Here is a 26,258-nt window from a genome sequence, read left to right on the forward strand (position 1 = left end):
CCACAACCGCACACTCGAAGGAGTCAGAGCGTCATGACGACCAGCATCACCAGTCTTTTCGAAACCGAGTGGGCGCATTGGCATCACGCCAGGCAAGACCAGTTGCGTGATCCGCTCGGCTTCCTGAGCCTGACCGGATTGCATTGGCTCACCGACCAACCCGAGCGCATGCCCGACATTCCCGGCACCTGGTGGGTCACCGACGACAAGGTGTTCATCACCGCCCGGCCCGCCGACCGCCTGCGGTTCGAGGGCAGCGACATCGCGGGCGTACAGATCGTCATACCGGCCGAAGGCGCGCCGGGACTCGAGGTGCTGCACGAGAATCGAGTGCTCGAGGTGATTCGGCGCAGCGGCCTCTACGCCGTGCGCGTGCACGACCCGGCCGCACCGACATTGCTGAGTTTCGAGGGCATCCCGACCTATGCCCCGGACCCGCGCTGGGTGGTCGAAGGCCGCTTCGAGCCGTTCGACGAGCCGCGCACGATCACCACCGGAGCCGTCGTCGACGGGCTCGAACATCACCACACCGCCTCGGGCACCATCGAATTCACCATCGGCGAGGTCACCGAGCGCGTCATCGCCTTCGGCGAGCCGACCAACCTGCGGGTGCTGTTCACCGATGCCACCAGCGGCGTCACCACCTACCCTGCGGCCCGCTCGCTGGCCGTCGAGGCACCCGACGCCCGTGGCACCGTGGGTCTCGATTTCAACCGGGCGGCCAATCTGCCCTGCGCCTTCACCGATTTCGCCACCTGCCCGCTCGCACCCGCGGAAAACCGGCTGCGGGTTGCCATCGAAGCGGGCGAACAGGATCCGCGCCTGGGACGGTCCGCGTGACGATCCCGCTTTCCATCCTCGATCTGGCCCCGATCAGCGCCGGATCCACCGCACAGCAGGCCCTGCGCAACACCATCGATCTGGCCCAGCACGCCGAGCAGTGGGGTTACCGCCGCTACTGGCTGGCCGAACATCATTTCGTCTCGGTGGCGAGCTCCTCCTCCATCACGCTGATCGGCCTGGTCGCCGCGGCCACCACCCGGATTCGCGTCGGCTCGGCGGCGGTTCAGGTCGGCCACCACACCTCGGCATCGATCGTGGAGGCGTTCGGCACCATCGACGCGCTCTACCCGGGACGACTCGACCTCGGCCTGGGCCGATCGGGCCATCGCCGCACTCAGTTCGGCGCACAGCCCGCGCATCCCAAGGGCGGTCACCCGGTCGTCGATACCGTGACCGGGCGCACCGAGGTCCGCGACGGCGTAGTTGTTCCGCCACCGTTCGATCCCGGACGGATCACCGACCGGTCGAAGTTCATCGCCTCGCTCGGCGCACTGCAACAGCATGGCGCGCAGGCACCGGACTTCCCCGACCAGGTCGACGAGGTACGCACCCTGCTCAACGGCACCTACAAGAGCGCCGAAGGCATTGCGCTGCACGCGGTTCCGGGTGAGGGCGCACAGGTCGAGCTGTGGTTGTTCGGCAGCTCGGCCAGTGAAAGCGCCGAATTGGCAGGCAAACTCGGTCTGCCCTTTGCCGCCGCCTATCACGTCTCCCCCGGCACCGCTCTGGACGCGGTCGCGGCCTACCGAGCGGCCTTTCGGCCCTCGGCCGGCCTCGCCGAGCCGTATGTGGTGATCTCCGCGGACGTGGTCGTCGCCTCCGATGACGCGCGCGCCCAACATCTGGCCGCCACCTACGGTCACTGGGTGCACAGCATCCGCAGCGGTGCGGGCGCCGCGGACTATCTCGATCCGGATACCGCCACCCCGCTGACACCGGAGCAGCGCCGATTGGTCGACGACCGCCTCGCCACCCAGTTCGTCGGCAGCCCACGCACCGTCGTCGAACGCCTGCAGGCCCTGCAGCGGGTCACCGGCGCGAACGAACTCCTCGTCACCAGCGTCACCCACCGCCATGAGGACCGCCTCGAATCCCACCGCCTCCTCGCCGATGCCTGGGGGCTGCGGACAGCGCGCGCCGCGTAGCCAGCATGCTGCCCCGTCGACCAATGTCGGGGCAGCTGGGAATTCCGCGCAATAACTGAGTTCGCAAGAACATCGGTAACTCGTCGGGTACGCCCAGCACCCGACCCCCGGCTAACTGTCGGCCCGCGACGCCACCGGTGTGGCACCCACGACCGGCAGAAGACTCGGGGAGCTGGGTGCGGCGGTTACGCCGTAGCCGAGGTTGGTGAGGACCTCACCGGTGGCCTTGGCGAAATTCAGCGTGATGAAGTGCAGGCAGGGTGCGCCCTCAGCGATGAGGCGCTGGCCCATTTCGGTGGCGATTTCGATGCCGGCCTCGCGGACGGCGGCATTGTGCTCCTCCGACCCGTCACCGGCGGCCTTGCGCAGGCGCTCCATGACCGCAGGGGGCAGGGGACGTCCGCACAGTTCCTCGGCGCGTGCCACCGTGCGCAGCGAGGTGATGGGCATCAGCTCCGGGATGATCGGCTTCGCGCCCTCGATCGGATCGTAGGTCGCGATGCGATCGCGCAGGCGCAGATAGTGCTCGACGTCGAAGAACATCTGGGTAATCGAATACTCCGCGCCCGCACGCAGTTTCGCGGCCAGATACGCGGTGTCGTGCTCCAGATCCGGGGAGCGGTGGTGGCCCTGCGGGAACGAGGCGACGCCGACATGGAAGTCGCCGAGGTCGCGCACGATACGCACTAGTTCCTCGGCATAGGCCACACCCTCGGGATGTTTGCGCCATTCGCCGAGCGGATCGCCGGGCGGGTCGCCGCGCAGCACGAGAATATTGCGGATGCCCGAATCGGCGTACGCGCCGACCAGTGAGCGCAGTTCTGCGACGCTGTGCTCGACGGCAGTCAGATGCGCGACCGGCAGTAGCGTCGTCTCCTCGGCCAGCGCGCCGGTGATCCGCACGGTGCGGTCGCGAGTGGTACCGCCCGCGCCGTAGGTCATCGAGACGAAGGCCGGATGCATGCGCTCGAAAGTGCGCGCGGCCCGCCACAACCGCGCCTCGCCCGCGGCGTCACGCGGCGGATTGAACTCCACCGAGAAGGGCACAGAACCCCCCGAGTGGGTCCGCAGGCTCTGTACAACCGAGGGTGTTCCAGAGACGATCGGTGGCGTCGGGGACGGCCGGCCAGGGGTCGAACGTCCCCGCACGTTGTCGAAAGTCACCGGTCCAGTGTAGTGGTGGCCCCTCACCGGGCCGTCAGGTCGTCACAACCGTACGCGTATTCTGCGAGCAAGCGACATGCTCGCAGTCACCGGAACGACACGCGCGACGGTCCCCGTCCGGCAGCGAAGTACCTATAGCGCCCACGATCCACCGCGCACCAGCACCCGCACGACCTTGGAGGCTCCCCTGTCCGCCGGAACCGGTATCCAGACGCCTCAGGGCACCCCGCCCACGAACCACACGCCAGCGCCGGGCACCCCCGGATTCGTCGCGGCGGTCGAGGACGCGCTCAAAGCCTTTTTCCTGACCCGACGCCCCATCGTCGAACCGCTCGGTCCGGTTTTCATCCAGGCCGCGGACGCGCTCGAACTGTTCGTGCTGCGCGGCGGTAAGCGCACCCGCCCGGCCTTCGCCTGGACCGGCTGGCTCGGCGCGGGCGGCGATCCCACCGACCCGCACGCCGCCGCGGTCCTGAACGCCTGTGCCGCACTGGAATTGGTGCAGGCCTGCGCGCTGGTCCACGACGACATCATCGACTCCTCGCGCACCCGTCGCCGCTTCCCCACCGTGCATGTCGACTTCGAACAGCGCCACCGCGACCACGGCTGGGCCGGTGACGCCGAACACTTCGGCACCTCGGTCGCCATCCTGGTCGGCGATTTGGCGCTGGCCTGGGCTGATGACATGGTGCACACCGCTGGACTCGACGCCGCCGCCCTCGGCCGCTTCGCACCGGTATGGGCGCTGATGCGCACCGAGGTGCTCGGCGGACAGCTGCTCGATATCCACGGCGAGTCCGCGGGTGACGAATCCGTCGCGGCGGCGCTGCGCATCAACCGCTATAAGACCGCAGCCTACACCGTGGAGCGCCCACTGCACCTGGGCGCGGCACTGGCCGACGCCGATCCGCAGCTGATCGAGGCCTACCGGACCTTCGGCACCGATATCGGCATCGCCTTCCAGCTGCGCGACGATCTGCTCGGCGTCTTCGGCGATCCCGCGGTCACCGGTAAGCCCTCCGGCGACGATCTACGCGAGGGCAAGCGCACCGTTCTCGTCGCCGAGGCGCTGCAGCGCGCCGATGCCACCGATCCGGCCGCGGCCGATCTGCTGCGCACCAGCATCGGCACCAACCTGACTACGGACCAGGTCGAGCGGTTGCGCACGGTGATCACCGAACTCGGCGCGGTCGACGAGGTGGAGCGGCGTATCACCGAACTCACCGAACAGGGCCTGGCCGCACTGGCATCGAGTACCGCCACACCCGATGCCAAGGAGCGATTGCGCGCCATGGCACTGGCAGCGACGAGTCGCACGCACTAGCGGCGCGAGGAGATGCACATGAAAACTGTTGCGGGGTCGACCGATCGCGTCGTGGTGGTGGGCGCGGGCCTATCCGGCCTCGCCGCCGCCCTATATCTGACCGGAGCCGGGCGCACAGTCACCCTGCTGGAGCGAGCCGATCATCCCGGCGGCCGAGTCGGCCTATATCGCGGCCCGGACTACGAAATCGACTCCGGTGCAACGGTACTCACCTTGCCAGAGCTGGTCACCGACGCCCTCGCCGCCGTCGGTGCGACGCCCGAAACCTGCACGCCGCCACTGCGCATCCACCGACTCGCCCCCAGCTATCACGCCCGCTTCGCCGACGACTCCACCATCCGCGTCTACGCCGATCCCGAGGCCATGGCCATCGAGGTGGCCCGCGTCTGCGGCGAGGCCGAGGCCATGCGCTACCGACGGTTGCGCAACTGGCTCGCACAGATCTACCAGGCCGAATTCACCGAGTTCATGGATACGAACTTCGATTCGCCGCTGGATATGGTCCGCTACCCGGCCAAGCGCCGCGCACTGGCCACACTCGTGCGACTCGGCGGCTTCGGCAGGCTGGGCCCGCGCGTCTCGCGCTTCCTGCGCGATCCTCGTTTGGCCCGACTGTTCACCTTCCAAGCGTTGTACGCGGGCATGGCCCCGGCGAAGGCGCTAGCCGTATACGGCGCGATTCCACATATGGACACCTCGCTCGGCGTCTACTTCCCCGAGGGCGGCATGCGCGCCATCACCGCCGCACTCGCCGACGCCTTCACCGCGGCGGGCGGCACACTCGAGCTGAACGCCGAGGTCACCGGGATCGAATACGCGGGCAGGCGGGCCAGGCAGGTCCGCACCGCAGACGGGCGCACCGTCGACTGCGACGCCGTTGTCCTCACCGCCGACCTCGGCTCACTCGAGCGCTTCGGCGTGCGCCGCCGCCGTCGACTGCGCGCCGCACCATCCGCTGTCGTCGCACACGGCACCATCCCCGCCGCGATCGCCCAGACCTGGCCGATCCAGGCCCACCACGCCATCGATTTCGGGGACGCATGGAACCGGACCTTCGACGAGATCGCCGCCCGCCCCGGCCGCGGCCGCCTGATGAGCGACCCGTCATTGTTGCTCACCAGACCCGCCCTCACCGATCCGTCGCTCTACATCGACCGCGCCGACGGCAGACACGAACCGTTCTCGCTGCTGGCCCCCTGCCCCAACCTCGACGCCGCGCCGCTGGACTGGGACCGGCTCGGGCCCTCCTACCTGCGTGAACTCCTGAATGTGTTGGCGGAGCGCGGATATCACGGCATCGCCGAAAACTTCACCGTGGACCATCTCGACACACCCGGCACCTGGCACGAACAAGGCATGCTCGCGGGCACACCCTTCTCCGCGGCCCATCTGTTCCGGCAAACCGGCCCATTTCGTCCGCGCAATTTTTCCGGCGGCAGCGACAACGTGGTTATCGCCGGTTGCGGCACCACTCCGGGCGTCGGCGTGCCGACCACCTTGCTGTCCGGAAAACTGGCGGCAATCCGAATTATCGGCGCCGCACAAGCCACTCGGGATGAATCCCCGCGCACCAGCGGGATAGTGTTCCCGGCGAGCCGATAAACTAACGGCCGACCTATTCGCCTGCGGTTGCGACCGCCGACCACTCCGGGGGGACCGACACCACATGCATCCCCCTGAGACGACGGCCGCCGCGCCCACCGACAACTCGATCACCGCGACCGAAGCAGAGGCGCGCCCATCGAGGGTTCCTGCGCGCCGGACAGCCCCGGCCGTCGCCGAACACGGATTCCGTACCTGGCTGCGGACTACCGCCGACTTCGCCCGCAGCCCCGAGGGACATTCGGCGCTGCTCGGTTTCTTCGGCGCGCTGATGATCACCTTCGGCGGATTCGGCGCGGGCAGCGTCCGCAAACGCGATCCGCTGCTCGAGGCGATACATCTGTCGTGGCTGCGGTTCGGGCACGGCTATGTGCTGTCCACCATGGTCATCTGGGTCGGTGTGCTGTTGATGATCACCGCGTGGGTGCGCTTGGGCCGCACCACGATCGGATTCGGCGACCGGCCCGACGCCGGAGTCACGCTGAACGAACTGCGCGCGATCGTCGGCATCTGGATCTTCCCGTTGTTGTTCGCGGTGCCGATGTTCAGCCGCGATGCGTATTCGTATCTGGCCCAGGGCGCACTGCTACGCGACGGCTTCGATCCCTACGTCTCCCCGCCGGTCGCCAATCCCGGTGTGCTGCTGGACAATGTGAGCCCGGTCTGGACCACCACCACCGCACCATACGGTCCGATCTTCCTGCTGCTCGGCAACGCGATCACCGCGATCACCGGCGATAACGTGGTCGCGGGCACCATCGCGCTGCGGCTGGTCATGCTGCCTGGACTGGCGCTGATGATGTGGGCGGTGCCGTATCTGACCAAGCACCTGGGCGGTAAGCCGAATGTCGCGCTCTGGCTGGCCGTGCTCAACCCGCTGGTCCTGATCCACCTCATCGGCGGCGTGCACAACGAAATGCTCATGGTCGGGCTCATGTGCGCGGGTATCGCACTCGTGCTCGAGCGCCATCATGTGGCGGGCATCGTGGTCGTCGCGATCGGCGTCGCCATCAAGGCGACCGCCGGTGTCGCACTGCCGTTCCTGGTGTGGATCTGGATGCTGCACGAGCGTGAACGTCGGGCGCTGCAACGCGCCGCGCAATCACCGGGTGCGACCCAAAGCCTCGAGAGCGAGGCCGAACCCGCGCGACCGAGCGCGGAAGTGCCGCATCCGGCGCTGATGTTCGCCAAGATCGCCGGACTCGGTTTGAGCGTGTTCGCGGTGGTCTTCGTGGCCGCCTCGGCCATCGCCGGGGTCGGCATCGGCTGGCTGACCGCGCTGTCGGGCTCGAAGAAGATCATCAACTGGCTCTCGCTGCCGACGATCATGGCGCATATGGTCCGCTGGGTGACGCCGTTCCCGATGGATCCGGTGCTCGTGGTGACCCGCGCCCTGTGCGCGCTGGCGCTGGTCGCCGTGCTGGCGTGGACCTGGTGGCGGTTCCGGCACAGCGAGCGCGAGGCGGTCTTCGGCATCCTCATCGCCTTCGTCGCCATCGTCATCCTTTCGCCCGCCGCGCTGCCCTGGTACTACTCCTGGCCGCTGGCGCTGGCCGCCGGGTTCGCGCTGTCAACCACCACGCTGATGGCGCTGGTCGGGCTGTGTACCTGGTTGATGCTGGTATTCCAGCCGGACGGTTCGATCGGGCTCTACAGCTTCGGGCACGTCGCCGCCGCGACCTTCGCCGCCGTGGTCGCGGCCCTGTCGCTGCGACGGGTGGACCCACTGCGACTGCGCGCTACCCCACCGGAGAGCAATCCGGTCGCCGTCATCCGGTCATGACCGAGGTCGCGCTGACCGCCCGCGGCTCGGAACTGGCCGCGGCATACCGCGTATGCCGGGCGATCGCCGCCGTACACGGACGCACCTACTTCCTCGCCACCCGACTGCTGTCGGCACCACGAAGACCCGCGGTGCACGCGCTCTACGCCTTCGCGCGCATGGTCGACGACATCGTCGATCACCCCACATACGACGCCGAACACGGACCCGCGGGCGAACTCGATCTGGTCGAGAAGCAACTGCGCGTCGCATTGGAGCAGGCAAAGCCTCCCGTCGACCGGCGCACCCAGGTACTCGCCGCACTGGCCGACACCATCCAGCGCTACGACATCGCGCCCCAGTACTTCTGGACCTTCCTGGATTCCATGCGAATGGATGTGCCGGGCACCGCGCACTTCCGCGCCGAGTACGCCACCATGACCGAACTTCGCGGCTACATGCGCGGTTCCGCGGCCGCGATCGGTCTGCAACTGTTGCCCGTACTGGGCACGGTCGTCCCAGTAGCCGAGGCCGAACCCGCCGCCGCCGCACTCGGCGAGGCGTTCCAGCTCACCAATTTCCTGCGCGATATCGCCGAGGACTTGGACCGTGGCCGGATCTACCTCCCCACCCGCGAACTCGCGGCCTTCGGCGTCGACGCCGAGCTGCTCGCCCACTGCCACCGGATCGGCCACACCGACCAGCGGGTCCGCCGCGCACTGGCCCACCTGATCGCGATCAACCGCGACTTCTACCGCTTCGCGAACCCGGGCATCGACCTACTCGACCCCCGTGTGCGCCCCGCCATTCGCACAGCGAGCACGCTCTACTCCGGCATCCTGGACGAAATCGAACACTCCGACTACGCGGTGTTCGCGCGCCGCGCCGTGGTCCCGCGCACCCGACGTCTGCGTGTCGCGGCAGTCGAGTTCACCGCAGCGGCCATGCGGATCTGAGCTCGACCGCAACGGTGACACTCACTCAACCACCACGGAGCGAGTCTCGACGGCTCGGACGCGCCTATCGGACGCTGCCGGACGAAGTCCGTCATCAATCTCTTGCGCTGGACGAGCGAAAGCGAGGCCACCGCACACTAGGGCGCCGTGAACACGCTGCGTCCGCGCGGCCGAGAACTCAGAAGGGGTCGGCCGCCGCGCGGCGCAGAACCTCGCGCGCGAGCGGGCCGTGTAATGCGTCGACTGGCTTACCGGGCAGGCTCTCGTCGTCGGTGAAGATCCACTCCAAGATCTCCTCATCGGTGTACTTGGCGTCTTTCATGACGGTGATCAAGCCCGGCAGCGACTTCACGATCGCGCCGGTGTCGTCGAAGAATCGCTCGGGCACGCCGGCAACACCATCGCGGCGCATGGCGAGCAACTGGTGGTCGCGCAGCATCTGATGCACCCGGGTCACCACGAGCCCGAGCTTGTCGGCCACCTCCGGCAGCGGGATCACCACCTCCGACTGGGGAAGAACATCGTCACTGCAAGGGAATGCACTCACCCGGATAACGGTAGACGGTCCCGCCCCACGTGCTTCGAGACACCCCTGGACCGTTCCCGCGCGATTCGATGGCACAACGGCACCCTGTCGGCCACAAATCATCACTTTGTCAACCACAACGGAGCGAGTCTTACGAGCGACCAGTTCGCGGCCCGTCTCGCGGCCGAGTGGTCGAAGCGCAGGCGCCGCAGGCGCGAGTCTCGACCGCTCGGCCGCGAGGCCCACCCGTCGCCCGACCACCACCCTCATCGAATCGCTCCGCGATGCTGACATTCCGGGCCGCGAACACGCCGCGCCCCGCGCGGCCAAAAACAGAGCCGATCGACACAGCTACGATCGTGAGCGGGCCGCGCGAGACGGTCAATCGCTTGTCGCATCGGAGCGATGGGTGAGAACTTTGTGAAAGCCGGAGGACATCACTTGATCGGGCAAATCCTGGAGGGGCGCTACCGCATCGATGCGCCGATCGCGCGGGGCGGGATGTCGATGGTCTTCCGAGGGGTGGATACCCGTCTGGACCGTCCGGTCGCGATCAAGGTGATGGATCCCAAATTCGCCGCCGATCCCCAGTTCCTATCCCGGTTCGAATTCGAGGCGCGCGCGGTCGCCAAGCTCAAGCATCCGTCTCTGGTCGCGGTCTACGACCAGGGCGTGGACGGCGAACATCCGTTCCTGATCATGGAGTTGGTCGAGGGCGGCACGCTGCGCGAGCTCCTGCGCGAACGCGGTCCGATGCCGCCGCATGCGGTGCGCGCGGTCGCCGAGCCGGTATTGGCCGCGATCGGCGTCGCGCATTCGGCTGGCCTGATCCATCGCGATATCAAACCGGAGAATGTATTGGTCTCCGATTCCGGCGAGGTCAAGATCGCCGATTTCGGTCTGGTACGTGCCGTCGCGGCCGCGAACACCACCTCGGCGAGCGTAATTCTCGGCACCGCCGCCTACCTGTCACCCGAACAGGTGACCGCGGGCACCGCCGATTCCCGCAGCGACGTCTACTCCTTCGGCATCCTGATCTTCGAACTGCTCACCGGCCGGGTCCCCTTCACCGGCGACACTTCGCTATCGGTGGCATATCAGCGCATCGAGAACGATGTGCCAAGCCCGAGCGAATTCATCGACGGAGTCCCGCCGGAGTTCGACGAGCTGATCGCGCGGGCCACCAACCGCGAACCCGCGCACCGCTTCGCCGATGCCAACGAGATGGCGGCCGAATTGCATTCGATCGGGGTAGCGCTGAATCTGCCGCCGTATCGGGTGCCCGCACCGCAGGAATCGGCCGAACACCTCAGCGCCAGCTACCAGGGCGCCGCGCCCACCCCGCAGCAGGCCAGGGCCGCGGCACCGCCACCACCGTCCGCGCAGCGCACCAAGGTGGTCACCGCGGCGCGGCCGCGGGTGCCCGACTATGGTCCGGCGGACAACTACGGACCGCCGGACACCTACCGCGACCCCTACGCACCATCACATTCGCCGCAACCGTCACCCTTCGCGGACGACCGGAGCAAATCGCGTCGCACGGTCCTGCTCTGGGTCGCCATCGTCGCGGTCCTGACACTGCTCGTCGGGATCGGCGGTTGGTGGTTGGGTGTGGGGCGCTACTCGGCCGTCCCGTCGGTCGCCGGGAAGGATCAGGCCAGCGCGATTTCGGCCCTGTCGGATGCCGGTTTCGACACCGAGATCAGACAGAAGACCTCCGACACCATCCCGGTCGGCGGGGTGGTCGGCACCGATCCCTCGGCCGGATCCAAGGTCACCAAGGGCTCGACGGTGGCCGTGCTGATCTCCAGCGGCAAACCCCGCGTGCCGGATGTCAAAGCGGGCGACAACATTTCGAAGGTCAACCAGCTCATTCGCGATGCCGGACTGCAACCGGTGGACGCGGGCGAAACGGGCAGTACCGCACCCAAGGGCACCTTCGCGAAGGTGGATCCGGCTCCCGGCACCGTTCTGCCGCTGGCCGCGCAGGTAAAGGTGTACCGCAGCAAGGGATCTCAGCCGGTTAAGATGCCCGATCTGCGCGGCAAGACCACCGAGGAAGCTAACAAGGCGCTCACCGCGGCCGGAATCACGGTGCGCGAGACCAGAACTCAGTACGACCGCACCATCGAGGCGGATAAGGTCATCGCCACCGAACCGGCCGCGGGCGCCACGATCCAGGCCGGCGACGGCATCACCTTGATCGTCTCGAATGCCGTGAAGGTGCCCCTGCTGGTCGGCTCGAGCGTCGCCGACGCCCGCTCCAAGCTGCAGGCGCTCGGCCTGGTGGTGGCGGTGCGTCAGCTCGCCCCGTCCGAGAGCTCCGTGGTGATCGGCCAAGTTCCGGGCGTGGGTTCCAATGTCGAGGCGGGCAGTACCGTCTCGCTGACTGCGCTGCCCTGACGACAGAGAAGCGCCACATGTCGCGGCGCTCCTCTTCGGAAGCCGTGGTCAGCGCAGCATTTCGGCGACCAGGAAGGCCAGTTCCAGCGACTGCTGGGTGTTCAGCCGCGGGTCACATGCGGTCTCGTAGCGACCGGACAGATCCAGATCGGAGATGTCCTGTGCGCCGCCGAGGCATTCGGTGACATCCTCACCGGTCAATTCGATGTGCAGACCGCCCGGATGGGTGCCGAGTGCGTGGTGCACCTCGAAGAAGCCCTGCACCTCGTCGATGATCCGATCGAAATGCCGGGTCTTGTAGCCGGTGGAGGCCTCGTGGGTGTTGCCGTGCATGGGGTCGCACTGCCAGATGACCTGGTGTCCGGTCGCCTGCACCTTCTCGATAATTGGCGGCAGCACGTCGCGCACCTTGGTGTTGCCCATGCGCGAGACGATGGTCAACCGGCCCGGCTCGTTATTGGGATCGAGCCGCTCGACGTACTCCACGGCCTGATCCGGCGTGGTGGTCGGGCCGATCTTCAGGCCGATCGGATTGGCGAGCAGTTCCGCGAAGGCGATATGTGCGCCGTCGAGATGGCGGGTGCGCTCGCCGATCCAGAGGAAGTGCGCGGACAGGTCGTAGAGCACCGGCTCGCCCGCCGGGTTCTGGCCGAGGCGCAGCATGGCGCGCTCGTAGTCCAACACCAATGCCTCATGGCTGGCGTAGATGCGGGCCGACTGCAGACTTGGATCGTTCACTCGACAGGCGGTCATGAACGCCAGGCCGCGGTCGATCTCCTCGGCCAGCGCCTCGTAGCGCGCACCCGCCGGTGACTGGGCGACGAAGTCGCGGTTCCAGTCGTGCACACGGTGCAGATCCGCCATGCCTGCACTGGTCAGGGCACGCACCAGGTTCATGGCCGCACTGGCGTTGGCGTAGGCGCGGACCAGTCGCGAGGGGTCGTGCTCACGCAGCTTCGCATCGGCGACCAGCGAGTTCACCATGTCGCCGCGGTAGGACTTGAGGCCGAGCGCGTCGGTGTCAGAGGAACGCGGCTTGGCGTACTGGCCCGCGATGCGCGCGACCTTGACCACCGGCAGACTGGCACCGTAGGTCAGCACCACAGCCATCTGCAGCAACGTGCGGATATTGCCTCGGATATGCGGTTCGGTGTTATCGGCGAAGGTCTCCGCGCAATCACCGCCCTGCATCAGGAAGGCCTCGCCGCGCGCGACCTCCGCCAGCTGCGCGCGCAACTCCTCCACCTCGGCGGGCACGCAGATCGGCGGCACGCTCTCCAGCACGGTGCGCATCATTGCCGCCTGTTCCGGATCCCACGCCGGCTGCTGTAGCGCCGGACGCGCCAGCGCGTCATCCAGCCGCCTACGCAGCTCTGCGGGCAGCGGCGGCAGCTCCGGCAGGCGATCGATGGGTACGTCGACGGTCCAGTTCACCTGTTCAGAATACGGACCCTCCAGCACGCGCAGGTACCCGGTATTAGGGGTGGATTCTGCGCACCTAGGGTGGATAGCCGGGCACTATCGCCACCGTACCGATCTTTGGAGGAGAGACCGATCTCGCTTCGATATTTTTATGACTGCGAATTCATCGAGGACGGGTCGACGATCGACCTCGTATCGATCGGTGTGGTCTGCGAGGACGGCCGCGAATACTATGCGGTCTCAACCGAATTCGATCCCGAACGCGCTGGCCCCTGGGTCCGCAGGTACGTGCTGCCGCAGCTCCCGCCGCCCTCTTCCCGGCTATGGCGCAGCCGCGAACAGATCCGCAAAGACCTCTACGAATTCCTGGTCCCGCGCCCCAGCGTCACCCCCGAACTGTGGGCCTGGGTGGCCGCATACGACCACGTCGCGCTGTGCCAGCTCTGGGGCTCCATGGTCGACCTGCCTAATGCGCTGCCCCGCTACACCAACGAACTGCGTCAGCACTGGGAGGCCCACGGTCGTCCCGAACTGCCCCCGGTCCCCCCGGACGCCCACGACGCCCTCGCCGACGCCCGCCACAACCTGGCCAAATTCGAGGCCATCGAGGCCGCCCGCCGCCGAGTCTCCCTTTGAAGCAAAAGGCCCCGAGTCGAAGATTCGACTCGGGGCCTTTGCTTATCTGTCAGTGCGCGGACTTACCGTTCTGACCGTTCGCCTTCGCCTGGACCTTCTGCAGTACGGCGAGCTGCTTGAGCTCTTCCGCGTGGTCGTCCTCGAAGGCCTGCTCGATCTCGTGCACCGGATCGGCGCGCAGGAAGCTACCGGTGCCCGGCTTACCGGCCGAACCCAGCTTGTTCATCTTCTTGGGCACCGTCGCGCCCTGGTACTCCAGCGGGATCGGGTGGCCGTGATCGTCGACCGGGCCCAACGGCTGGTGCACCTCGATGTACTCACCGTGCGGCAGACGCTTGATCACACCGGTCTCGATGCCGTGTTCGAGCACCGCGCGGTCACTGCGCTGCAGACCGATGCAGAACCGGTAGGCGATGAAGTACGCCGCCGGCGGCACGACCAGCAGACCGATGCGGCCCATCCAGGTAGTGGCGTTCAACGAAATGTCGAACTTCAGCGCCAGGATGTCGTTGACGCACGAGAGCGTCAGCACCACGTAGAAACCGATCGACATCGCACCGATCGCCGTGCGCACCGGCACGTCGCGCGGGCGCTGCAGCAGGTTGTGACGCACATCGTCGCCGGTGAGGCGCTTTTCGATCCACGGGTACAGGATCAGCACCGTGAACACCAGCCCCATGATCAGCGCGACCCAGAACACGGCCGGAACCGTGTAGTTACCGATGTAGATCTCCCACGGCGGCATCAGGCGCGCCAAACCGTCGGTCCACATCATGTAGAAGTCGGGCTGCGAACCCGCCGACACCTGAGACGGGTTGTAGGGACCCAGGTTCCAGATCGGATTGATCTGCAGCACACCGGCCAGGATCGCCACGATGCCGAGGGTGAAGGCGAAGAACGCACCCTGATCCGAGGCGAACACCGGCACGATCCGCGCGCCGACGACGTTGTTCTCGGTGCGGCCGGGACCGGGGAACTGCGTGTGCTTCTGGTACCAGACCAGCGCCACGTGCGCGGCGATCAGCGCCAGGAAGATGCCCGGGAACAACAGCACGTGCGCGATGTACAAACGCGGGATGATGATGTCGCCGGGGAAGTCGCCGCCGAAGATCATCCAGTGCATCCAGGTACCGATGATCGGGATACTCATCGTGATACCGCCGAACGCGGCCCGCAGACCGGTACCCGAGAGCAGGTCGTCGGGCAGCGAGTAACCGAAGAAGCCCTCGAACATGGCCAGGATCAGCAGCAGGCAGCCGATGACCCAGTTCGCCTCACGCGGCTTACGGAACGCACCGGTGAAGAAGATGCGGAACAGGTGCACGATGATCGATGCCGCGAAAAGCAGTGCGGCCCAGTGGTGCACCTGACGCACGAACAGACCGCCGCGCACCTCGAAGGTGATGTTCAGCGCCGTCTCGTAGGCCCGCGACATGGTCACACCACGCAGCGGCTGGTAGGCACCGTTGTAGACGACCTCGCTCATCGACGGATCGAAGAACAGGGTCAGATACACACCCGACAGCAGCAGGATGATGAAGCTGTAGAGGGCGATCTCGCCGAGCAGGAACGACCAGTGGGTCGGGAAGACCTTGTTGATCGACCGCTTCATGAACGCGGCGGCGCGGTACCGCTCGTCCGCCTCGTTGGCTTGGGCTGCAACCCGACTCATGAACGACGCTCCCAGTAGGCCGGTCCGAGCGGCTCGATGAAGTCGCCCGCGGCGACCAGGTAACCCTCGGAGTTGACGGTGATCGGCAGCTGCGGCAGTGCGCGAGCGGCGGGACCGAAGACCGGCTTACCCCATTCGGTCGCCAGGAACTGCGACTGGTGGCAGGGGCACAGGATCTTGTTGGTCTGCTGCTCGAACAGCGACGTCGGGCAACCGAGGTGGGTGCAGATCTTCGAATAGGCGAAGTAGTCGCCGTAGTTGAAGCTCTCCTGCCCCTTGCGCTTGATGGCCTTCTGCGCATCTTCGGTGCGCAGCCGGATCAGCATGACGGCGTTGCGGATACCGCGCAGGGACTGCAGCGTCGCGTGCTCGTCACCGCGCCACTTCTCCTTCCACGGGAACACCGTCTCCATCGCGCCCGCGTCCAGGTCCTCGGGACGCACCAGCATGACGTCCTCGGGGCGACCGGTGTCGCGACGGATGTAGATCGTCTCGCCGGGGAAGTCCGGGGTCCAGCCCGAGACCCACAGCGGCGACTTGTCGCCCTTGGCCCACGGGTTCTTGATCATGCCGCCGACGAAGACCAGCAGCGCACCGATACCGAGTACGCCGACACCGGCGCCCGCGGTCCGGGTAATCATCTTGCGGCGGCCCAGCGTGGAGGTGTCCAGCGCATCCTGCAGTTCGGCGACCAGGGTGCGGCGCTCGACCTCGGGCGAGGGTCCGTCGTGCCGGTCCTGGATGGACAGCTCTGCCGGGATGAACTTCTTGCGGATCAGCACCACCGCGACGCCGATGACCAGCACCGAGATACCGAGGCTGAGACCGACCAGCGGGGTGAACAGCGAGTAGGCGGTGTGGCCTTCCTCGTCCTTGCCCTTGAACTCCCAAGGCCAGAACAGGAAGACCCCGACCAGGACCGCGGCCGCGATACCGGAGACCGCGAACCAGAACGAGACCTCCCGCTCGGCGCGCTTCTCGGCGCGGGTGCCCGGCACCGGGAACCGCTCGCGCCGGTAGGCGACGTCGACACCGTCGCGCTCGGTACCGAGCTTGACCAGCTCGTCGCGCGACATCGCGTCGAGTTCTTCCTCGGTGGGCTCAGCCGGTGTGGTGTTCACCGGCTCCTTCGACGGCTGCGCACCGTCGTGGCCCTCATCCGGCCGACCCATGTCAGTTGGCTCCTTGCTATCGCTCATGCCTGCACCTCGCTGGCGCTCGGCTCCGTCATGACCGATATATCGGCTGTGTTTGTTGTTCGCTCGCTGCGCTCGCTCATGAACGTGATCCGATCCACATCGCGGCACCCACGACGAGCGTGATGCCGACCACCCACATGGCCAGACCCTCGGTCGCGGGACCGAACCCGCCGAGATCCCAGCCGCCGGGGCTCTTCTCCTCGGTGGCGTTCTTGACGTAGGCGACGATGTCGCGCTTCTCTTCCGGGCTCAGCTGCCGGTCGGAGAACTTCGGCATGTTCTGCGGGCCGGTGAGCATCGCATCGTAGATCTGCTGCTCGCTCGCGGGCTCCAACGGCGGTGCGAACTTACCGGAGGACAGCGCGCCGCCGCGACCGGTGAAGTTGTGGCAGGACGCGCAGTTCATCCGGAACAGCTCCGAACCGCGGGCCACATCCGGACCGCGCAGCGATTCCTGGGCGATCTCGCCGTTGGCGTCGCGCACCACGCTCGGGCCGCCACCGTTGGACGCGACGTACGCGCTGAGCGCGTCGATCTGGTGCGCGTCGAACTTCGGTGGCTTGCGCTGGGCCTGGGCCTCGTTGCGCGCCATCGGCATACGGCCGGAGGAGACCTGGAAGTAGACGGCCGCCTCACCGACACCGATCAGGCTCGGACCGCGGTCGGGCACGCCCTGCAGGTTGGCGCCGTGGCAGGTGATGCAGGAGGTCTCGTAGAGCTGCTTGCCGTCGCGGATCAGCGCGGACTGGTCCTCGTGCGCGGTCGCGACCTGCGGGTCCGGCGTAATCGCGGTGGCGAGGAATCCGGCTCCGACGAGGCCCACCAACAGCGCAAGCCCACCCGCGATGCGACGCCGCATACGGCGTTGCTTGCGCGTCTTGCTTGCCTGGCCGTTCCCGGGGCTGGCGGGCTCTGGCGCTGACGGGGGAGATGAACTCATCTGTGTCCCTTTGGAGTAGACGGAACCGACTTGTGCAAAAGCTTTGAGGTACTGGCCCGACTCAGCGGACGAAGTAGATCGTGGCGAACAGCCCGATCCAGACGATGTCGACGAAGTGCCAGTAGTAGGAGACGACGATCGCGGCGGTGGCCTGTGCCGGGGTGAACTTACTGACCTTGGTGCGGACCAGCAGGAAGACGAAGGCGATCAGACCACCGATGACGTGCAGACCGTGGAAACCGGTGGTGATGTAGAACACCGAGCCGTAGGCACTGCTCGAGATCGAGGTGCCCTCCTTGACCAGGTTGGTGTACTCGTAGCCCTGACCGGACACGAACATCGCACCCATGATCAGGGTGACGACATACCAGCGCCGCAGGCCGAACACATCGCCCTTCTCCGCCGCGAACACACCCATCTGGCAGGTGAACGACGAGGCGACCAGCACGGTGGTGACCGGCACGGCAAGCTTCAGGTTCAGCTCGGTCGGTTCCGGCGGCCAGTTGCCGTGGGCCTGGGCGCGCGCGACGAAATACATCGCGAAGAGCCCGGCAAAGAACATCAGCTCGCTAGACAGCCAGATGATGGTACCGACGCTCACCATGTTGGGCCGGTTCAGCGAATGCACACGCTGAGTAATGGCCGATCCTGGGGTCCCTACTGCGGTCGTCACGGGGGTAAGTATGACTCGTCGTAGTACGACACAACTACCCGGGTGCGAAACTTGTCCTCCCGCGTCGGAAAACGCACGGACAGACAGCGTTTGATGGCCGCGCCTTCGGCGCGGCGTGTCGGCGGCCCCCAGGTGTCTCGCGGCCGACCATTGCGAGCGACCTGCAAGCAGTCGCTGGCGGCGTCGTCGAGACTCGCGACTGCGTCGCATGCGCTTGGACGACTCGGCCGCGAGACGGGCCGCCGACGGTCGCTCGTAAGACTCGCTCCGTTGTGGTGATGTAGGTGTGTGAATGTCGCGCGACCAGACGATTACAGCCTCAGATGGTGACAGGCGTTGGTAAGGAAAAGCTGAGATCAGGAGGCGGATGTGACGTGGTGGTGGCAACGGCTGTTCGGCGGGAACGAACCCGAACCGCTCGATCCGACCCGTTCCGATCTAGTAGTCGTCGCGGAATGCTTCGATGACTCCGAAGGGTGTTCGACAACACTTTCGCGCGCCACGGCTCTCCAAGCCGACGCGCCCGCACTGCTGCGCCACCATTTGCGTATTCCGCCTGATCGGATCGATGAGGTGTGTGCGATCGCGGCCCAGGACGGTTACGCCGCGGCCCCGCGCACCGAAGGTCCGCACGAACTGGAAGCGCTGACCCTGCAACGGGTTCAACTGCTGGACGCACTGCATTGTTCGCAGGAACGGGCGAGGATGGTCGGCCTAGCCCAGCGCCACGACGGCGTCGCGGACGGCTGGGACGCTCTGCAACCGGGTTCCCCGACCGCGCAGCGGTAATAACGTCTCGACCACTACGCTCTATCGCGACAGACTGGTGCGCGAACCAGTGGTGACAGGAGAAGTGGACATGCGCAGCTGGCCCCAAGTACTCGGGACCCTTGCCGATGGTGGCGATCTGGCAGCGGAGGACACGACCTGGGTGATCGACGAGATCTTCACCGACAATGCGACGCAGGCGCAGATCGCCGCATTCGGTGTCGCGATGAAGATCAAGGGCCCCACTCCTACCGAGTTGTCCGGTATGGCCGCGGGCATGCTCGGCCACGCCCGCCTGGTGCACGTCGACGGCGATGCGGTCGACATCGTCGGGACCGGCGGCGACCGGGCCGGTTCGGTGAATATCTCGACGATGTCCTCGATCGTGGTGGCCTCGGCCGGTGTTCCGGTGGTCAAGCACGGCAATCGCGCGGCGTCCTCGAAGAGCGGCGGCGCCGATGTGCTGGAGGCATTGGGCGTAAAGCTGGCTCTCGGCCCCGAGGCCGTTGCTCGCTGCGTGCGCGAGGTCGGCATCGGTTTCTGTTTCGCGCCGCTGTTCCACCCCGCGTTGCGTTTCGCCGGTCCGGCCCGCAAAGACATCGGCATTCCCACCGTTTTCAATGTGCTCGGCCCGCTCACCAACCCCGCGCAACCGCGAGCCGGGCTGGTCGGCTGCGCGTTCCCCGATCTACTTCCGGTGATCGCCGGGGTCTTCGCCGAGCGCGGCGCCAGCGCGCTCGTGGTGCGCGGCAATGACGGTCTGGACGAGATCACCACCTCCGACACCACCGACGTGTGGGTGGTGTCGGGCGGGAAACTGCGGGAGACCACCATTGATCCGACCCGTATCGGTATCGCGCGCGTCGAGCTGAGCGCCTTGCGCGGCGGCGACGCGGAGGTCAATGCGGGTGTCGCGCGCAGCGTATTCGCGGGTACCTCGGGCCCGGTGCGCGATGCGGTACTGCTCAATTCCGCCGCCGCCATCGTCGCCTACGACCTGTCCCAGGGTGTCGGCGATCCGGATGCTGATATCCACGACGCCATCGCCGCGGGCATCGATCGCGCGGCCGAAGCCATCGACACCAGCAAATCCGCAGCCCTGCTCGACCGCTGGGCCAAACTCACCAACACCCTCGGCGACAACTGACACCCCGCGCCGGGAATCATGCGCCGCATGTCGGCAGGCCTCTTGTGGCGGTAAAGGTTACAGTGACGCGGCAATCCGGCGTCGCCCGTTTCGCGTCGGGCCTACGCCGCCCGGCTCGACTCCTGAGGAGCACACGATGAAGCGGGGCGTTTACGCGGTACTCGCCTCGGGCGCTGCCCGAACCTTCTCCGACTCCTCCATCCTCATTCGCTGAGTACGGCTCACTCGCCGAGAGAGAAGCCCGCCTCGACGTCGGCGCGGGAATAGGACTTGAAGGCGATGTGCGTAGTGGTGCGGGCGACGCCGGGGGTCTTGTCGATCCGGCCGGTCACCACCTCGGCGATCTCCTCGTGGTCGCGCACCCGCACGATCGCGATCAGATCGACATCGCCCGCGCAGGAATAGACCTCGGTGACACCCTGGGTGTCGGCCACCGCCTGCGCGGTCTCCGGAATGCGGGCGTTCTCGGCCTGGATCATCACGATCGCGGTAATCATGGCTGTCAGCCTAGGCGGTCACCATGCTTGTACTCCGCGAGTTCGGCCTCCGGGCCGTGGAGTCGGGCCCGCGCCGCCGCATCGGCGAGAGCTGCCCAACCAGCCCAGCGTCCGGCACCGCGGATCGGCTCGCCGTATCCCTCACTCGTGCGCACGATCCGCACCCCCGGCCGTGCCAACCATCGCGTCACCAGACCGACCTCCTCCGGCGATGCACCACGCAATGGCGGCACCGGATCCGGCAGCACGGTCTCCGATGTCGCGACGATGCGTTCGATCACCGGCATCGGCGGCACACCCCGTGCCGAGGTTCCGGCCCCCGCCAGCCGCCCATAGCGGATCACCGCGTACTCCCAACCACCCGCGCCGTTCGGATGCGCCGCGATCAGTTCCCCGATCCGCGCCACCGCGGCGAGTCGTTGGGTACGGTGCAGTGCCCGCACCACCGCGCCGGTCCGGTCACGCAGTCTGGCGGCGGCCTCGAAATGCTCAGCCTGCGAATAAGTTTCGATGCGGTCGAGCATGGCCCGCAGCGCCGCGTCGGAGTGGCCCGCGAACAGCGCCCGAACGGCCGCGGCGACGGGTTCGTATTCCTCCTTATATATAGGAGTGCCACCGACGGCTGCCGGGCATCCGCCGACCACCGCGGGCGGACAGTCGTGGCGACCGTCGCGCGGCAGTCGCGTGGTGCAGGTGCGCAGGCCGCTGTGCTCCGCGATGGTCAGCGCGATGTCGTTCGCGTCCATCCGAGAAGGGAAGGGCCCCAACGCATCCGCGGTCGGTGTCCGCGCGATCGCGAATCGCGGAAACGGTTCGTCGGTCAGCGTTATCCACCAACCGCGCTTCGGGAATTTCGAGCGGCGGTTATAGGGCGGGGTGTGCGCGACGATCAGTCGCAGCTCGCGCACCCCGGCCTCCAGGCCGTGCGCGCACACCACATGGTCGACCCGAATAGCAAGGGAGACCATCTCTTTCATCCGGCCGCGGGTCTCGGATCCGGTGAAGTAATTGCGCACACGGCGACGCAAATTCACGGCCGTCCCTATATAGAGGACTTCGTCGGAGGGTCCGCGGAAAAGATAGACGCCCGGACTCGACGGCAGATCGTTGGCGAGCACCCGCTTGGCGCGTTGGCGCGGTGTGACATTCGGCAGATAGTCGAGCAGTTCGGTCAGGCTGTGCACGCCCAGATTGCCGACCCGTCCGATGAGGGCGTGCAGCACGTCCACGGTGGCCCTGGCGTCGTCGAGGGCGCGGTGGTTCGGCTGGGTGCTCGCACCGAGCAGCGGCGCGAGCACACCGAGCCGGACCGAGGGGGCTTCGTCACGGGCGAGTACGCGCCGCGCCAACTTCACCGTGCACACCACCGGCCCGCTCGGCCATGCCGTATCCATACGGGCCGCGGCGGCGCGCAGGAAGGCCATATCGAAGCGGGCGTTGTGCGCGACCAGCACAGCGCCCTTGGCGAACTCGAGAAAACCCGGCAGCACCGCCTCGATCCGGGGCGCCTCGTAGACCATCGCGGTGGTGATCCCGGTGATCTGCACGATCGCAGGCGGTATGGCCCGTCCCGGATTCACCAGGGTCGCGAACTCCCCCAGCACCTCACCGCCGCGCACCTTCACCGCACCGATCTCGGTGATCGCGTCAGCTTCGGGACTGGTGCCGGTGGTCTCCAGGTCGACGACCACGAAGGTGGTGTCGTAGAGCGGGGTCTCGAGCTCGTCGAAGGCCAACTGCAATGCGGCGGCCTGGCGCGGCGTCGGATCGGGCACGGCGTGCAGCGTAGGGCCTCGGTACGACAGGAACCGCCGGGAAAGCCACTCGGGATTTCAGCGGAGAAATGTCCGAATTACACGGCGAGGATTTCGCTCCGATTCCCACGAAATGATCTAGAACACCAAAAAGTGGCGCACATCACATTATTCAGCAGATTGCATCAATCGGACGGACACGCCCGGGCGCCCGGAGTCGATGCCCTCGGCGTGCTGCCCATGCCCCCTACGAGAAGACCGTTCGGTCCGACTCGCCCGACTGAACACAAGCCAAGATACCTTCGCGACCTGGAAAAATTCGGATAAATCCAGCGTCTGAGACGCGCCGCCGCCGGACGTCGGACAGCTCGCCAGCGACGTCACCACCCCTGGGAAATCACACGTCGTTATCGTTTCGTGATTGGTGTGACTCAAGTCGCACATATTCGGTGGCGAATTTGTTGAGCATCGCCATTTCGGATGTCTCCGGCTTTACAAAACACCGTGATGTGTTCGTAACCTTTTCGAGACCTCACGGAGTTCGGCGCACCACCCGACGGTGCCTCGACACGCAGTCCGCTGTACCACCGGGTGCGGCGTCGTGGGGCAGATTGGAAGTACCGCATCATGGCGACCAACACCGTCAAGCGACATGCCAAGCGTGCCGTCGCGGCCGGAGCCGTCGGAGCTGCCTCGCTCGGCGTCTTCCTGTTGCCCGCCGCGCCCGCCTCGGCCCAGCCGGTCACCATCCCCGGCGTCGGCACCTTCGACGTGCCCAACGAGATCCCGATCCCGCAGGGCATCCCGGGCATCGAGATCCCCAACCCCGCACCGCTACCGTTCATGGCGCCCCAGAAGTCCGTCGGCGATATCGCGCTCGACGCCGCGATGAGCAAGCTCGGCGCGCCGTACGTCTACGGTGCCGCCGGCCCGAATGCCTTCGACTGCTCGGGCTTGGTCAAGTGGTCCTACCAGCAGGCCGGTCTGGAGCTGCCGCGCACCAGCGGTGAGCAGCTGAACGCGGGCGCCCCGGTCTCGCTCGACAACCTGCAGCCGGGCGATCTGGTGTCGTTCTACGGCGGCAGCCACTCCGGCCTGTACGCCGGTGACGGCAACGTCGTCCACGCGTCCACCTCGGGCACCCCGGTGAAGCTCGCGCCGATTTCCTCCATGCCGGTCGCCGGCGCGCGCCGCTTCTGAGCAGCTCTTTCGACCACCCCGCCCGGCCGTACGAAACGGCCGGGCGTCGGGACGGCATAGGTAGCGATCGCTTGCGGGCCGTTCGAAGGGCCAGTGATCATTTTGTGGCCCACTGGACACAGACCTACGCCGTTCCGTAACCTAATCGAGACCTTCCCGGGTTGCGGAGTTCGCCGCAGCGGTTCCGCAGCTTACGGAGGCGACAAGATCGCTTCACGAGAGAAACGGGGCCTGGCGCGCTGTGACAGCACATCACCGGAGACATCGCAGTAAACGTCTGGTGGGAGGGGCATTAGCGGCCGCAGTCCTGGCCGCCGCACTCTGCAGTGGCAGTCCAGCCGGAGCCGATCCGGCCGCCATGCCGACCACGGCCAGTGAGGCCGTACAGCGGATGATCGACCTGTCTCGCGAATCCGAACAGCTCAATCAGCAGGCACTCGGCGCGCAGGCCGATCTCGACACCAAACTCGCCGCCCTGCACGATGCCGACGCCGAACTCGCCGCGGCCACCCAGACCGCCGACGCGGCCCGCGAGGAAGTCCGCAAGTTTCAGCCGATCGTCGATCGCACCGTGATCGCCGCCTATCAGGGCGCACGCACCAGCCGGCTCTCCGCTGTGCTGCTGAGTGATTCACCGCAGCGTCTGCTCGACCAGATGTCCACCATCGATGTGATCTCGGCCAGGAACTCCGAGCAGCTCAATCTCTACAAGCAGGCCACCGCCACCGCGACCGAAGCGGAAAAGGCCGCACGTGCCGCCGCCGATACCGCCCGCGCGGCCTCCGATAAGGCCGACCAGGTGCGCGCCGATCTCGAGCGCAAGCGGGCCGGCCTGTCCGGATCCATCGCGCAGGTCGTAGAGGCATGGGGGCAGTTGTCCACCAAGGACAAATCGGCATTGGCCGGATCACCCTTCCCGCCCGGTTTCGATACCGATACCCTGCTGCGCGGACTCGTCCCCGGCAGCGGCACCAGCGCATTGGCCGCCGGACTCACCCGCATCGGCGACCCGTATGTCTGGGGCGCGACCGGACCGCATCAGTTCGACTGCTCCGGCCTGGTGCAGTGGGCCTTCAAACAAGTCGGCAAGGATGTGCCGCGGACCAGTTCGCAGCAGGCCACCTACGGCACCCCGGTGGCCCAGAAGGATCTGCAACCCGGCGACGTCGTGTTCTTCTACTCCGATATCTCCCATGTCGGCATCTATGCGGGCAATGGAATGATGCTGCACGCCTCCACGTTCGGGGTTCCGGTAGCCGTTGCGCCGATGGGGTCGACGCCCTATCACTCGGCTCGACGATACTGATCAGCTATGAGTAGCTTTCGGCGGGCCCGCGCCTGGTTGTTCGTGCGGCGCCGCTTCCAGTTCGTCGCCACGGTGGCGATGGTGACCATACTGACCGGCACCTGCGGTGCACTGCTGATGATGCCGAATTCGGTGCTGCCGAAACTGCATGCGGCCCAGCCGACTTCGATCGGCAGCCTGCGCGCCGCCGACGACGATCCGCGCCTGGCCGCGGTGCGGCGAACACTCGAACCCTTCGGACAGCTCGTAACGGAGCAGCTGCCGACCGGGAACGGCCAGCAGTCCCTGGTCGTCGGTCATCCGGCCCAGCAGGCCGAAATCGATACGCTCGCAGGTGAACTCGCGGCCGCGACCACGGCCGTCACCGGCGTATGGGGTCCGGGCTGGGCCCAGTCCGCGATGGTGGTGGTCGCATCGAATCCGTCGGAGTTCGCCGCACTGGTGCGCTCGGGTGCGAGCATGCCCGCAGATGTCGCCGCGGCCTCGGTCGCTGATCCGTTCACACCGGGCACCCAGCCGACCGGGCAGCGCGTCGTCTTCAGCTCCGATGCCGGACGCCGCCTCGACGCCGGCGGTCTGCGCACGCTGCTGCGCCATGAACTCACCCATATCGCCACCCGGGCACAGACCGTCGACGGCGCGCCGCAGTGGATGCTCGAGGGCTTCGCCGAATTCGTGGCCCACCTCGGCGCCGGACAGCATTTCGCCGATATCGCACCCACGGTCGCCACCCGCATTCGCGCCGGAGATGTCCCGCGCGATCTCCCGTCGGCCGCCGACTTCGCGGGCAGCGGTGCCGTCGTCGCCTATGAGCAGGCGTGGTCGGTCTGCGCGTTCGTCGCCGATAAGTTCGACCAGCCGCGCCTGGTCGAGCTGTACCGCCGCATCGCCGCGGGTAAACAGGACTCCGCGAGCGAGGACCGCATCATGCGCGATGTGCTCGGCACCAGCCGTGACGATCTGGTCGCCGACTGGCGCAGCTGGTTGTCCGCCCGCGCCGCTTGATCTCGGACCGCTACCGACTACCCGCCACGACGGAGCGAGACTTGCGAGCGACCGTTCGCGGCCCGTCCCACGTCCGAGCCCTCGAAGCGCATACGCCACAGTCGCGAACTCCCGTCACTGACGCAACCACAACGGAGCGAGTCATACAAACGACATTCGCGCCCCGTCCCACGTCCAAGCCCTCGAAGCGCATACGCCACAGTCGCGAACTCCCCTCAATGACGCAACCACAACGGAGCGAGTCATACAAACGACATTCGCGCCCCGTCCCACGTCCAAGCCCTCGAAGCGCATACGCCACAGTCGCGAACTCC

At 66.9% G+C, this 26,258-nt stretch carries 22 protein-coding genes; 13 read left to right on the forward strand and 9 right to left on the reverse strand.

What is annotated here, in order from left to right; all coding sequences use genetic code 11:
* The first annotated feature begins 33 nt into the window (after positions 1-33).
* A complete protein-coding gene (locus ACIBI6_RS35430; protein WP_364353295.1) occupies positions 34-840 on the forward strand; it encodes a DUF1684 domain-containing protein in 807 nt (268 codons plus the stop codon).
* Positions 837-1,988, forward strand: coding sequence for an LLM class flavin-dependent oxidoreductase (locus tag ACIBI6_RS35435; RefSeq protein WP_396959295.1), 1,152 nt, complete (start codon positions 837-839; stop codon positions 1,986-1,988). Before ACIBI6_RS35430 ends, ACIBI6_RS35435 begins: the two co-directional genes overlap by 4 nt.
* A 111-nt stretch (positions 1,989-2,099) precedes the next feature.
* On the opposite strand, the gene ACIBI6_RS35440 is transcribed toward ACIBI6_RS35435, so the two are convergent.
* Entirely contained in the window at positions 2,100-3,152 is a 1,053-nt protein-coding gene (locus ACIBI6_RS35440; protein WP_396959297.1) for a methylenetetrahydrofolate reductase, read from the reverse strand.
* Positions 3,153-3,327: 175 nt separating this feature from the next.
* On the opposite strand from ACIBI6_RS35440, the gene ACIBI6_RS35445 reads away from it, so the two are divergent.
* From ACIBI6_RS35445 to ACIBI6_RS35460, 4 genes are all read left to right on the forward strand, one after another.
* A complete protein-coding gene (locus ACIBI6_RS35445; protein WP_364353386.1) occupies positions 3,328-4,476 on the forward strand; it encodes a polyprenyl synthetase family protein in 1,149 nt (382 codons plus the stop codon).
* Positions 4,477-4,494: 18 nt separating this feature from the next.
* On the forward strand, positions 4,495-6,078 hold the full coding sequence (crtI, locus tag ACIBI6_RS35450; RefSeq protein WP_396959299.1) for a phytoene desaturase family protein: 1,584 nt from the start codon (positions 4,495-4,497) through the stop codon (positions 6,076-6,078).
* 64 nt (positions 6,079-6,142) lie between these two features.
* On the forward strand, positions 6,143-7,861 hold the full coding sequence (locus ACIBI6_RS35455) for an alpha-(1->6)-mannopyranosyltransferase A (RefSeq protein WP_396959301.1): 1,719 nt from the start codon (positions 6,143-6,145) through the stop codon (positions 7,859-7,861).
* A complete protein-coding gene (locus ACIBI6_RS35460; RefSeq protein ID WP_396959303.1) occupies positions 7,858-8,796 on the forward strand; it encodes a phytoene/squalene synthase family protein in 939 nt (312 codons plus the stop codon). The genes ACIBI6_RS35455 and ACIBI6_RS35460 overlap by 4 nt, the downstream gene beginning before the upstream one ends.
* A 178-nt stretch (positions 8,797-8,974) precedes the next feature.
* Here the strand turns inward: ACIBI6_RS35460 and ACIBI6_RS35465 are convergent, their stop codons facing one another.
* On the reverse strand, positions 8,975-9,343 hold the full coding sequence (locus tag ACIBI6_RS35465; protein ID WP_364353313.1) for an Rv2175c family DNA-binding protein: 369 nt from the start codon (positions 9,341-9,343) through the stop codon (positions 8,975-8,977).
* A gap of 384 nt (positions 9,344-9,727) precedes the next feature.
* Between ACIBI6_RS35465 and pknB the strand changes: the two genes are divergently transcribed.
* Entirely contained in the window at positions 9,728-11,725 is a 1,998-nt protein-coding gene (pknB, locus tag ACIBI6_RS35470; protein ID WP_396959305.1) for a Stk1 family PASTA domain-containing Ser/Thr kinase, read from the forward strand.
* 48 nt (positions 11,726-11,773) lie between these two features.
* On the opposite strand, the gene ACIBI6_RS35475 is transcribed toward pknB, so the two are convergent.
* Positions 11,774-13,159 carry a class II 3-deoxy-7-phosphoheptulonate synthase gene (locus ACIBI6_RS35475; RefSeq protein ID WP_364353319.1) on the reverse strand — a complete coding sequence of 462 codons (1,386 nt, stop codon included), beginning with the start codon at positions 13,157-13,159 and terminating at the stop codon, positions 11,774-11,776.
* A gap of 105 nt (positions 13,160-13,264) precedes the next feature.
* Here ACIBI6_RS35475 and ACIBI6_RS35480 point away from each other — a divergent pair, with 105 nt between their 5' ends.
* Positions 13,265-13,783: a polyadenylate-specific 3'-exoribonuclease AS gene (locus tag ACIBI6_RS35480; RefSeq protein WP_364353322.1), complete on the forward strand. Its 519-nt coding sequence runs from the start codon at positions 13,265-13,267 to the stop codon at positions 13,781-13,783.
* 49 nt (positions 13,784-13,832) lie between these two features.
* Here the strand turns inward: ACIBI6_RS35480 and ACIBI6_RS35485 are convergent, their stop codons facing one another.
* From ACIBI6_RS35485 to ACIBI6_RS35500, 4 genes are all read right to left on the reverse strand, one after another.
* A complete protein-coding gene (locus ACIBI6_RS35485) occupies positions 13,833-15,455 on the reverse strand; it encodes a ubiquinol-cytochrome c reductase cytochrome b subunit (RefSeq protein ID WP_364353325.1) in 1,623 nt (540 codons plus the stop codon).
* Positions 15,452-16,627 (reverse strand): ubiquinol-cytochrome c reductase iron-sulfur subunit, encoded by a 1,176-nt coding sequence (locus ACIBI6_RS35490; protein WP_364353389.1) that lies wholly within the window; start codon positions 16,625-16,627, stop codon positions 15,452-15,454. The genes ACIBI6_RS35485 and ACIBI6_RS35490 overlap by 4 nt, the downstream gene beginning before the upstream one ends.
* A gap of 103 nt (positions 16,628-16,730) precedes the next feature.
* Positions 16,731-17,594: a cytochrome c gene (locus ACIBI6_RS35495; protein WP_364353328.1), complete on the reverse strand. Its 864-nt coding sequence runs from the start codon at positions 17,592-17,594 to the stop codon at positions 16,731-16,733.
* A gap of 61 nt (positions 17,595-17,655) precedes the next feature.
* On the reverse strand, positions 17,656-18,267 hold the full coding sequence (locus ACIBI6_RS35500) for a heme-copper oxidase subunit III (RefSeq protein ID WP_364353331.1): 612 nt from the start codon (positions 18,265-18,267) through the stop codon (positions 17,656-17,658).
* A 369-nt stretch (positions 18,268-18,636) separates the two neighbouring features.
* Here ACIBI6_RS35500 and ACIBI6_RS35505 point away from each other — a divergent pair, with 369 nt between their 5' ends.
* Entirely contained in the window at positions 18,637-19,056 is a 420-nt protein-coding gene (locus ACIBI6_RS35505; RefSeq protein WP_364353334.1) for a hypothetical protein, read from the forward strand.
* A 70-nt stretch (positions 19,057-19,126) separates the two neighbouring features.
* Positions 19,127-20,182, forward strand: coding sequence for an anthranilate phosphoribosyltransferase (trpD, locus tag ACIBI6_RS35510; protein ID WP_396959309.1), 1,056 nt, complete (start codon positions 19,127-19,129; stop codon positions 20,180-20,182).
* A 221-nt stretch (positions 20,183-20,403) separates the two neighbouring features.
* On the opposite strand, the gene ACIBI6_RS35515 is transcribed toward trpD, so the two are convergent.
* The gene (locus ACIBI6_RS35515) at positions 20,404-20,679 is read right to left on the reverse strand and encodes an Lrp/AsnC ligand binding domain-containing protein (RefSeq protein WP_364353340.1); all 276 of its coding nucleotides are present in this window, start codon (positions 20,677-20,679) and stop codon (positions 20,404-20,406) included.
* 5 nt (positions 20,680-20,684) lie between these two features.
* Positions 20,685-22,454, reverse strand: coding sequence for a DEDD exonuclease domain-containing protein (locus ACIBI6_RS35520; protein WP_396959311.1), 1,770 nt, complete (start codon positions 22,452-22,454; stop codon positions 20,685-20,687).
* Between the two features lie 606 nt (positions 22,455-23,060).
* Between ACIBI6_RS35520 and ACIBI6_RS35525 the strand changes: the two genes are divergently transcribed.
* From ACIBI6_RS35525 to ACIBI6_RS35535, 3 genes are all read left to right on the forward strand, one after another.
* Positions 23,061-23,633: a C40 family peptidase gene (locus ACIBI6_RS35525; protein ID WP_396959313.1), complete on the forward strand. Its 573-nt coding sequence runs from the start codon at positions 23,061-23,063 to the stop codon at positions 23,631-23,633.
* Positions 23,634-23,913: 280 nt separating this feature from the next.
* Positions 23,914-24,939: an NlpC/P60 family protein gene (locus ACIBI6_RS35530; protein ID WP_364353349.1), complete on the forward strand. Its 1,026-nt coding sequence runs from the start codon at positions 23,914-23,916 to the stop codon at positions 24,937-24,939.
* 6 nt (positions 24,940-24,945) lie between these two features.
* Positions 24,946-25,944, forward strand: a complete 999-nt coding sequence (locus tag ACIBI6_RS35535; RefSeq protein ID WP_396959315.1) for a hypothetical protein — start codon at positions 24,946-24,948, stop codon at positions 25,942-25,944.
* The last annotated feature ends 314 nt before the right edge of the window (positions 25,945-26,258 follow it).

Origin of the sequence: Nocardia sp. NPDC050412, assembly GCF_044458825.1 — a bacterium.
In the GTDB taxonomy this organism is placed as follows: Bacteria; Actinomycetota; Actinomycetes; order Mycobacteriales; family Mycobacteriaceae; genus Nocardia.